The following is a 9,241-nucleotide window of genomic DNA, read 5'->3' on the forward strand; positions in this document are numbered from 1 at the left end:
TTCCCCAGCGTGGTGTCGGCGACTTTGAAAGCTGTTTCATAGTGATACAGCTTTGGTCGAACGCCTCTTGCGCGAATGTCGATGGTCGGTGAATTCTGGCGTCGACAACCGAATCCGCGCCGATCAAAAGGTAGAACTATGCAGCTTCGTGACATCGAAACGTTTGTTGTGGGCAATCCCCCGCCGTCGTTCGGAGGGCGCTATTTCCTGTTCGTCAAAGTCACGAGCGCTGACGGTATCGTCGGCTGGGGCGAGATGTACGGCGCGACGGTTGGGCCAAAGGTTCAGTGCGCGGTGGCCGAAGATATTTTCCATCGGCACTGCGCTGGGCTGTCTGCACATGATGTCGAGCGTATGTTCCGGCGTGTGCATTCGTCCGGCTTTTCGCAACGGCCCGACCCGACCGTGATGGCTGCGTTCTCGGCCATCGAAATGGCGTGCTGGGACATCGCGGGCAAGGCGGCTGACAAGCCAGTGCATCAGTTGATCGGTGGGCTCGTGAATCCTCGGTTGCGGTCCTACACCTATCTTTATCCGACCGACGATCAGGACCCAGCGACGTTCTATGCAGACCCCGAAGCCAGTGCAGAGGCTGCCATACGTTACGTCGAGCAAGGTTTCACGGCGCTGAAATTCGACCCTGCCGGCCCCTATACGGTCAACGACCCGCACCAGCCTGCTGTGATCGATATCGACCGCTCTGTGCGGTTCTGCAAGGCGATCCGGGAGGCTGTCGGCACCAAGGCAGACCTGCTGTTCGGCACCCATGGGCAGTTCACACCTTCCGGTGCGGTGCGTATGGCGCGGGCTATCACGCCCTATGACCCACTGTGGTTCGAGGAGCCGGTGCCGCCGGAAATGCCGGAAGCGATGGCGCATGTGGCGCAGCATTCCACCGTGCCCATCGCTACCGGCGAACGGTTGACGACGAAATATGAGTTTGCCCGCGTGTTGGCCTGCGGTGCTGCTAATATCTTGCAGCCTGCGCTGGGGCGTTCGGGTGGCATCTGGGAGGCCAAAAAAATCGCGGCGATTGCCGAGGTCTATGGCGCGCAGATTGCGCCGCATCTCTATTGTGGGCCTATCGAGGCGGCGGCCAATGTGCAGTTCGGCGCTTCGATACCGAACTTCCTCATTTTGGAATCGATCAAGCAGTTCGACGGTTTTCACGCGGAATTGCTCGACCATCCGATCAAATGGGAAGACGGCCACGTTATCCCGTCAAACCGCCCTGGGCTGGGGCACAATGTCAGGGAAGACGTCGCGCGAGCAAACCCCTATACGGGCGACAGACTGCACCTTGAGATGCAGGACGAGACCTACAATTACAGCGGTGAGAACCGGTTTGCCGGTGGATAGAAAGTAGCACGATGAGCCACGGGGAAAGCGCACTCGAATTCGTTCAGGAAGCGGATTTTGTCATTATCGGTTCCGGTTCTGCCGGGTCGGTTGCTGCTGCGCGTCTATCGGAAGACGGCAAGCATTCCGTGCTGGTTTTGGAATATGGCGGCACCGATATCGGACCGTTCATCCAGATGCCTGCGGCGCTCTCCTACCCCATGAACATGGCACGCTATGATTGGGGTTTCGGAACCCAGCCGGAGCCGAACCTGAACAACCGCGTCATGGCGACACCGCGTGGCAAGGTGATCGGCGGGTCGTCTTCGATCAACGGCATGGTCTATGTGCGTGGCCATGCGAAGGATTTCGACCATTGGGACGAGAACGGCGCAAAAGGCTGGAGCTACGCCGATGTACAGCCTTATTTCCAGCGTGCCGAAACCAGCCATGGCGGTGCTTCCGGCGAGGGCAGGGGCACAGATGGTCCGCTGCATGTCGGGCGGGGACCGCGCGATAACCCGCTGTTCGATGCTTTTGTTGAGGCGGGCCGTCAGGCGGGGTTTGAGACCACGGACGACTATAATGGGCTGAAGCAAGAGGGCTTCGGCGCGATGGAGCAGACGGTCTATAATGGTCGCCGTTGGTCTGCTGCGAATGCTTACCTGAAACCTGCCCTGAAGCGTGAAAATCTGCGGATGATGAGTTGCTTCGTTCGCCGCGTGGTCTTCGAAGGAAAGCGCGCGATTGGCGTAGAAGTGCAGCACGGCGACCGCGTGGAATACGTGCGCGCCCACCGTGAAGTTGTGATGGCTGCATCGTCCATAAACTCGCCCAAACTGCTGATGTTATCCGGCATCGGACCAGCAGCTCACCTGAAAGAACACGGTATCGAAGTGCTGGCGGATCGTCCTGGTGTCGGCGGAAATCTGCAAGACCATTTGGAACTCTACATCCAGCAGGCATGTCTGCAGCCGATCACGCTTTATTCGAAGCTGAATCTGTTCTCCAAAGCCGTTATCGGCGCGCAGTGGCTGTTCCTGAAGAAGGGGCTCGGCACGTCGAACCAGTTTGAAAGTGCGGCTTTTGTGCGGTCAGCGGCGGGCGTCGATTATCCCGATATTCAATATCATTTCCTGCCGGTTGCCATTCGTTATGACGGCAAGGCACCTGCGGAGGGACACGGTTTTCAGGCGCATGTTGGGCCGATGCGGTCGAAATCTCGCGGAAGTATACGCCTTTCTTCTGCAGATCCGCTGGATTCTCCGGAAATTCGCTTCAATTACATGAGCCATGAGGATGATTTTCCAGAATTTCGGCACTGTATCCGCCTGACGCGGGAGATTTTCCAGCAACCGGCCTTCGCTCCTTATGCGGGTAAAGAAATCGCTCCGGGCGATGCGGTGCAAAGCGATGATGAACTTGACGCCTACATTCGAGAGCACGTCGAGAGCGCATATCATCCGTGCGGTACGGTTAAGATGGGCGCGGCGGATGCAATGGACAGCGTGGTCGATCCGGAGTGTCGCGTGATCGGTGTCGAAGGGCTTCGTGTGATCGACACGTCTATCTTCCCACGCATTCCAAACGGTAACCTCAACGGTCCTGCGATCATGGCCGCTGAAAAAGCGTCCGATCACATTTTGGGTCGAGATATGTTGCCGCGCTCCAACATGGAGCCTTGGATCAATCCGAACTGGCAGGTGTCGGACCGTTAATCGGGCAGCTAATCGCCTTGGCCTTTCCGGCTGGCTTCTCGTTGGGCTTCCCGTTCGGCACTTCTCCGTTTTCGTGCGGCTCCAATGTCGAAGGCGACGTGGGTTTCTCCGCGTTGTTCTGCTAGTTTCACCTGTTTTTGGCGTTCTCGTAACGCTGCCACGCGGGCTTCATCATGGGTGCCGTGGCAGCGCGGGCATGACACGCCTTCTTCGTAATGAGCGTGTGCAGCTTCTTCCGGCGTGACGGGCATTCGGCAGGCGTGGCACAGAACGTTGTCGCCAGGCACAAGGCCGTGTCGCACCGAGACCCGTTCATCGAAAACGAAACATTCGCCTTCCCAGAGGCTCTCGTCGGCAGAGACTTCTTCGAGATATTTCAAAATGCCGCCTTTCAGATGAAAGACGTTATCAAAGCCGCGTTGTTTCATCAGCGCCGTGGACTTTTCGCAGCGAATACCTCCGGTGCAGAACATGGCGACAGGCGTGTCTTTGGGCAAATCGAGCGTTTGGTCTACCCAATCTGGCAATTCCCCGAAGCTGGCTGTCTTCGGGTCGACAGCGCCTTTGAACGTGCCCAGTTCGACCTCGTATGTGTTGCGGGTGTCGATCACCACTACATCGTCGCGGGCAATCAAGTTGTTCCAATCGGAAGCGTTGATGTGTGTGCCCGCATCCCGCGCTGCATCGATTCCGTCGACACCCAGAGTCACGATCTCTTTTTTCAGCCGCACTTTCATGCGGTTGAAGGGTTGAGTGGCGGTGTGTGAGTACTTCACATCCAGCGCGCCGATTTCGTTGCGCGCTTCCAGCCATGCGATGAGATTTGCAATGGATGCCTGCGATCCGGCCACCGTGCCGTTGATACCCTCATTGGCCAAAAGCACGGTTCCAAACACCGAAAGCTCGTTGCAACGTTTCAACAGCACCGGCTGAAGCATAGTCGGGTCTGCCAGCGACACGAACTTATAAAGCGCGGCTATCGTCCAATCGGTCGGCATTTTGGTTATTTCAGGTTTGGTCAAAGGTTAAGGCCCTGTTGGCAGCCAAGCCGCAAATCGAACTGCAATTTAGCGTAAGTGATTCAGTTTGGGCCAGTCTTTGCTCACCGCAATGGCAATCAGACACCAAAAATTAACACGTCGTTAACCATCTCACCCCAAAGGTTAACGCGGGGTGGAGTCCGTTCGGGCTTCGCCAACAAATACGTTGTGACCAACGCCCGGGCGGGATGCGGTCAAGCAGGGGTTGGGCGAATGTTGTCACGTTTCGGGGATATCTTCCGTAAATCGGGTGGAGAGAAGGTTGAGGCGCCCAAAGCGCACAAGCCTTTGATGCGCGTATTGGAGCCTCGTGTGCTCCTCGATGCTGCCGGTGTCGAAACCGCGCGCGATATGGCCGACCAGACCATCCATTCCGATATGGCTGACGCTGCTGTTGCCGAGATGAGTGAGAACCTTCCCGCCGAGGCTCACGTTCCTGGCCCGCAACGCGATCTGTCCCGCGATATCGTTTTTATCGACGGCAGCGTCGAAGACATCGGTGAATTGCTGATGGACATCGACCCTGACGTTGAAGTCCACGTTCTTGATTTACAAAGCGATGGTGTGGAGCAGATCGCTGATATTCTCGATATGCGCGAGGATATTTCTGCGGTTCATATCTTCTCCCACGGCGGAGAAGGCTTTCTGAATCTAGGTTCCAGCCAGCTAACAAGTGGCACTATCGGAACGTCCCACGTTGAAGCGTTGACCCGTATCGGGGCTGCTTTGTCTGAAGATGGTGACATCTTGCTCTACGGTTGTGACTTTGGTTCCGGCGTCGAAGGGCGCGCTGCCGCTGCTCAACTGGCTGCTGCAACCGGTGCTGATATTGCTGCATCCAATGATTTGACCGGCTCGGAAGAGCAGGGCGGTGATTGGGACCTAGAAGTCGTTGAAGGACAGGTCGAAGCCAAAGGTTACGAACTGGAAGGCTATAAAGGGCTGCTCGCTGCCTTTGAACTTGGCGCGCTTACCGAACCTGTTGTCGATTACGAAGATCCCAACGGTACCCCCGGAAACACAGATTTTCAGGTCACTATCGACGGTCGTACGGTCGGTACCACAGGCACGGTTGCAACTTGGGAAAATGCAGGCACCTTCGAAGGGCCGAACGGGCCTGTGGCGGTCGATCTTGTGGCAACTGTCGTCGCGGTTTCTGACCCGGCCACCATGGGTGCTGGATTTGGCACCCGTTCGTTCGATGCGAACCAAGACGGTGATGCGACACTGGACGATTTCCGTATCCAGATCGTCAACGACAACCCGCCCACAGGCGTGACGCTGTTCACTAACAATGGCGGCAGCTTCCCACAGTTGGGGTTTGGCTTTGTCGATATCGAATGGACAATCGTAGATGCAACGACCGGCCTCATCATGCCGGTCGGCGATATTGATTTCACATTGTCAGATATTGACGGTAGCCAGGGTAATCCGAATTCCCGTGAAGAAATTACCGTCGGATTGGATTCGCTCGCATCCTATACATTCGAAGCGACCTCAAATCTTGAAGCAGTTAATACCGGCACAGGTATCAATGTGTCGGGTACAGAAGACCAAGGCGATGAACAGACCAGTTGGGTCACGTTCTCTTGGGAAAGCACCAACGCGCTTGAAGTCCGCTACGGCAGCTATACGGGCAACTCGTTTTATAACCATGATGGTGACGGCGAGCTGACCATCGATAATCCGGTTACTTACTATGCCTCTGATATCGATTTGGATACGGACGATTCTTCCGGCGCAACCGGTGCAGATTTCGCACAGACCTATCTGCTGCAGGATACGAGTGCAGGGTTCCCAGTTTCTGTCGTTGATGGCGACGTGGATATCGTCAATTTTGGTGAGAACGCCACCGATGCCCGCATTGTTCTTACCAATACGCAGGCTGGCGATCAGCTGACATGGGACCAGTCGGTTTTTGACGCTCTTGGTCTGACCATATCCTCATCGGTTGGCGGCGGCGGTGAGATCATTGTCGAAATCACCGGACGCAGCTCTACCGAAGACTACGAGTCGGCCTTTCAAGCGCTACGTTTTTCCAACACACAGTCTGGCCTTGCCGGCACACCGGGCGCGCCCAGCACAGTAGATCGCGTGTTGGACTTTCAAGTCTTCGACGACGCTTTCGCCAGCCAGACCGTGCAGACCACCATTACGATGCAAGACGGGCAGGGCGAGCCGAACGGCGTCCAAGATGTCTTCGTAACAGATCAGGGCAACGCGGTATCACGTTCGTCCGGCACCGGCTTGTTGGCCAATGATGTGGACCCGAATGGCCTTCCGTTGACGATAGCTTCTGCCGTCGATCGCGATGGCAACGCAATCACCGTCAACACACCGGGGGCTGCCTCGCCAATTTCGGCGATTCTGCCGTCCGGATCCACGGTCACACTCTATGCAGATGGTTCGTTTGACTATGTCCCGGCGGCGAATTTCCTCGGCACCGAATATTTCGACTACACGCTGTCCAACGGTACAACGAGTGCCGAAACTTATGCGGCATTCAACGTTCAGGGCACAGGCTGGATTCTGACCGGTAGCTCACAGGTCAATGAAGGCCAGTCGGCCGGCTACACCATCGAGTTCACCGAACCACTGGCACCCGGCAGCAGCGTATCGGTCGATATCGGCACGTTGAATATCACTACCGCAGATGCGGACTTCAACACATCGTTGAACGCCGATGTGTTGGCTGCCATTCAAACCGCAATCGCCTCGCAAGCTGAATACACTCTCGTGGGCAACACACTAACCTACACAGCGGCCAATCCGATCGTCGTTACGCAAGACAACACTGCAAGCGGCTTCGTTGATATTTCCGGAAACGCTACAGCGACGGCGCTGGGTCTCGGGGATGACGCTGCTTCCGGTGCGCAGGCCATTCCGTTCGGCTTTGATTTTTACGGCACGACCTACAATGAAGTCTTCGTTCAGGCTAACGGTGTCGTGTCATTTGCCGCCATCGGCAATGGCAGTGCTGGCAATCAGGATTTGAGTTCCGGTGTTCAATTTGGTGGCATCCCGGCAATCGCTGCTTTGTGGGACGATTTGAACCCGGCGTTGGGCGGTGAAATCTATGTCGAGACCGTTGGACCGGTCGGCAATCGCGAAGTCATCATCCAATGGGAAGACGTCCCGCATTACAACACGGCAGGGTCCGAGGTCACCTTCCAGGTCGTATTGCAGGAAGCAACCGGCGCCGTCGTTTTGCGGTATCAAGACGTCGATTTCAACAACCAAACTTGGAATGATGGGGCCAGCGCTTCTGTCGGCATTCAGTCTGGTACCGGCTTCTTTGAGTCCTTCTCGTTCAACGCTGCAAATCTGTCCAACGATTCATCAATCACTTTTGCCGCATCGACCGATCCGGTGGTTCCAGAGATTCTGAGCTTTGGCCTTACCAACGTCGATGATGCGCTGAATGAAGGCAATGAGTCCTATCAGCTTACCTTGTCCAATGCGGTCAACAGCACGGTTTCTGTGGCCGATAGCGTTACGACAACAATTGCAGATGACGAGAATTCGGTTCCGCTCGCTGCCGATGACACTTTCGCCGTTCAGGGCGGCACTGCCACGACCATCGACCCGCGTGTCAACGACGATGATCCGGACAACGACACCCTTGTCATCTTGAACATCACCGACCCTGCTGCACCGGGCTCGCCAATCACTTTGACTACTGGTGTCGCGGTCACGCTTGCATCCGGCACGACCGTTGAACGGCAAACCGATGGTACCCTCCTTGTTCTGCGCCCGGTTGGATCTTCCGAAACCGAAACATTCGCCTATCAAGTGAGCGATCAGGTCGGTGGTTTCGACGATGCGACTGTAACTTTGGCGCGTGATACCGATGGCGATGGCGTCATCGACTCCATCGACATCGATGATGATAATGACGGCATCACCGATCTTAACGAGCGCGGCCCCGTTGCATTTACGACAGCCGATACGTTCAACGCGCCAGCCTACCCCACTGCCAACAGCACCGACAATCCAGGTAGCTACGACAATCTCGCACCAGCGGGTGATACGGTTGTAGACTTCGACTACGCACTGAACGGCGGCGCGACCTGGCAGCAGGGCGTTTCTCTGAGCGCCGACACAAATGGTGTGACCGGCGAATTCGTCCGCACCCAGGTTCGCAATACCGATTTTGATGCGGGTGATACCGCGACCTATACGTTGGACTTCTCCACCGAAGCGACCAATGTCAGCTTCGATATCGGTGGCCTCGTGTCACAAACCGCTGTTCGCGTGCAGGCTGTGATCAATGGTGTGCTGACGGACCTTCCAGCTTCCGCTTTCACGATCAACGATCCCGACCTCACCAACTATGGTGGCTCACCCAATACCTTCGTCAGCAGTGCTGGTAATTCGAGTAATTTGTCGACCAACAATCTGACTGTGAATGTGGCAGGACCTGTCGATGCTATCGTCGTTACCGCTGGTCGGGCTAACGGTAATGCTGGCAATGTAACGCTTGGTTTCAGCCAGTTCGAGTATGAAGGCCTGGCCACGCTGGATAGCGATAATGATGGCCTCATTGATTCCCGCGATCTCGATTCCGACAATGATGGTATCACCGATAACGTCGAAGGTCAGACCACAGCGGCCTACATCGCACCAACCGGTGCAGACGTAGATGGCGACGGTCTGCTCGACGTTTACGATGCTGATACAGGCAGCACGGATGAAACACTCTCGGTAGGCCTAGGTTTCGTCGATACCGACGGTGACGGCCGCGCAGACCGCCTTGATGCCGACTCCGATAATGATGGTACTGACGACATTGCAGAACGCGGCGATGGTGGCCCAACGTCGGTCACCTCCGCCGCTGACACCGACAATGATGGCCTCCTCGACATCTTCGAAGGTGCAAACGCCTCTGATGGATACGATGCTAACGACGAAAACCTTGATCCCACCGATACGACATTCAACCTCTCAGGTGTTCCGGCTCTAGCTCCAGACGGTAGCAACGCAGCGCCGCTAGACACTGACCTAGATTTCCGCGACGTCCCCAACGCACCGACGGCTGCTGATGATGCGGTAACGACGAATGAGGACGCGGCTGTCTCCGGTGCGGTCATTCTGAACGATATTGATGGTGATGCGCTGACGGCGACGCTCGGTACCGCTCCGACG

General features: G+C 56.3%; 4 protein-coding genes. 3 read left to right on the forward strand and 1 reads right to left on the reverse strand.

All coding sequences use genetic code 11. From position 1 onward, the window contains the following. Window positions 1-138 precede the first annotated feature (138 nt). Together R2A130_RS08670 and betA are read left to right on the forward strand one after the other, a co-directional pair. Window positions 139-1,359, forward strand: coding sequence for a mandelate racemase/muconate lactonizing enzyme family protein (locus R2A130_RS08670; RefSeq protein WP_009464681.1), 1,221 nt, complete (start codon window positions 139-141; stop codon window positions 1,357-1,359). An 11-nt stretch (window positions 1,360-1,370) separates the two neighbouring features. Then, on the forward strand, window positions 1,371-3,056 hold the full coding sequence (gene betA / locus R2A130_RS08675) for a choline dehydrogenase (protein WP_009464682.1): 1,686 nt from the start codon (window positions 1,371-1,373) through the stop codon (window positions 3,054-3,056). Between the two features lie 8 nt (window positions 3,057-3,064). Here the strand turns inward: betA and R2A130_RS08680 are convergent, their stop codons facing one another. After that, on the reverse strand, window positions 3,065-4,054 hold the full coding sequence (locus tag R2A130_RS08680) for a rhodanese-related sulfurtransferase (protein ID WP_009464683.1): 990 nt from the start codon (window positions 4,052-4,054) through the stop codon (window positions 3,065-3,067). Between the two features lie 354 nt (window positions 4,055-4,408). Between R2A130_RS08680 and R2A130_RS08685 the strand changes: the two genes are divergently transcribed. Next, window positions 4,409-9,241 (forward strand): DUF4347 domain-containing protein (locus R2A130_RS08685; protein WP_009464685.1); only part of this gene is annotated, 4,833 nt, incomplete at its 3' end.

It is taken from the genome of Ahrensia sp. R2A130, assembly GCF_000179775.1.
Classification (GTDB): Bacteria; Pseudomonadota; Alphaproteobacteria; order Rhizobiales; family Rhizobiaceae; genus Pseudahrensia.

What these genes read in the sequence shown, in the direction of transcription:
- R2A130_RS08670 (WP_009464681.1), top strand. Translation starts at nt 139, where the DNA reads ATGCAGCTTCGTGACATCGAAACGTTTGTTGTGGGCAATCCCCCGCCG.
- betA (WP_009464682.1), top strand. Translation starts at nt 1,371, where the DNA reads ATGAGCCACGGGGAAAGCGCACTCGAATTCGTTCAGGAAGCGGATTTT.
- R2A130_RS08680 (WP_009464683.1), bottom strand. Translation starts at nt 4,054, where the DNA reads ATGCCGACCGATTGGACGATAGCCGCGCTTTATAAGTTCGTGTCGCTG.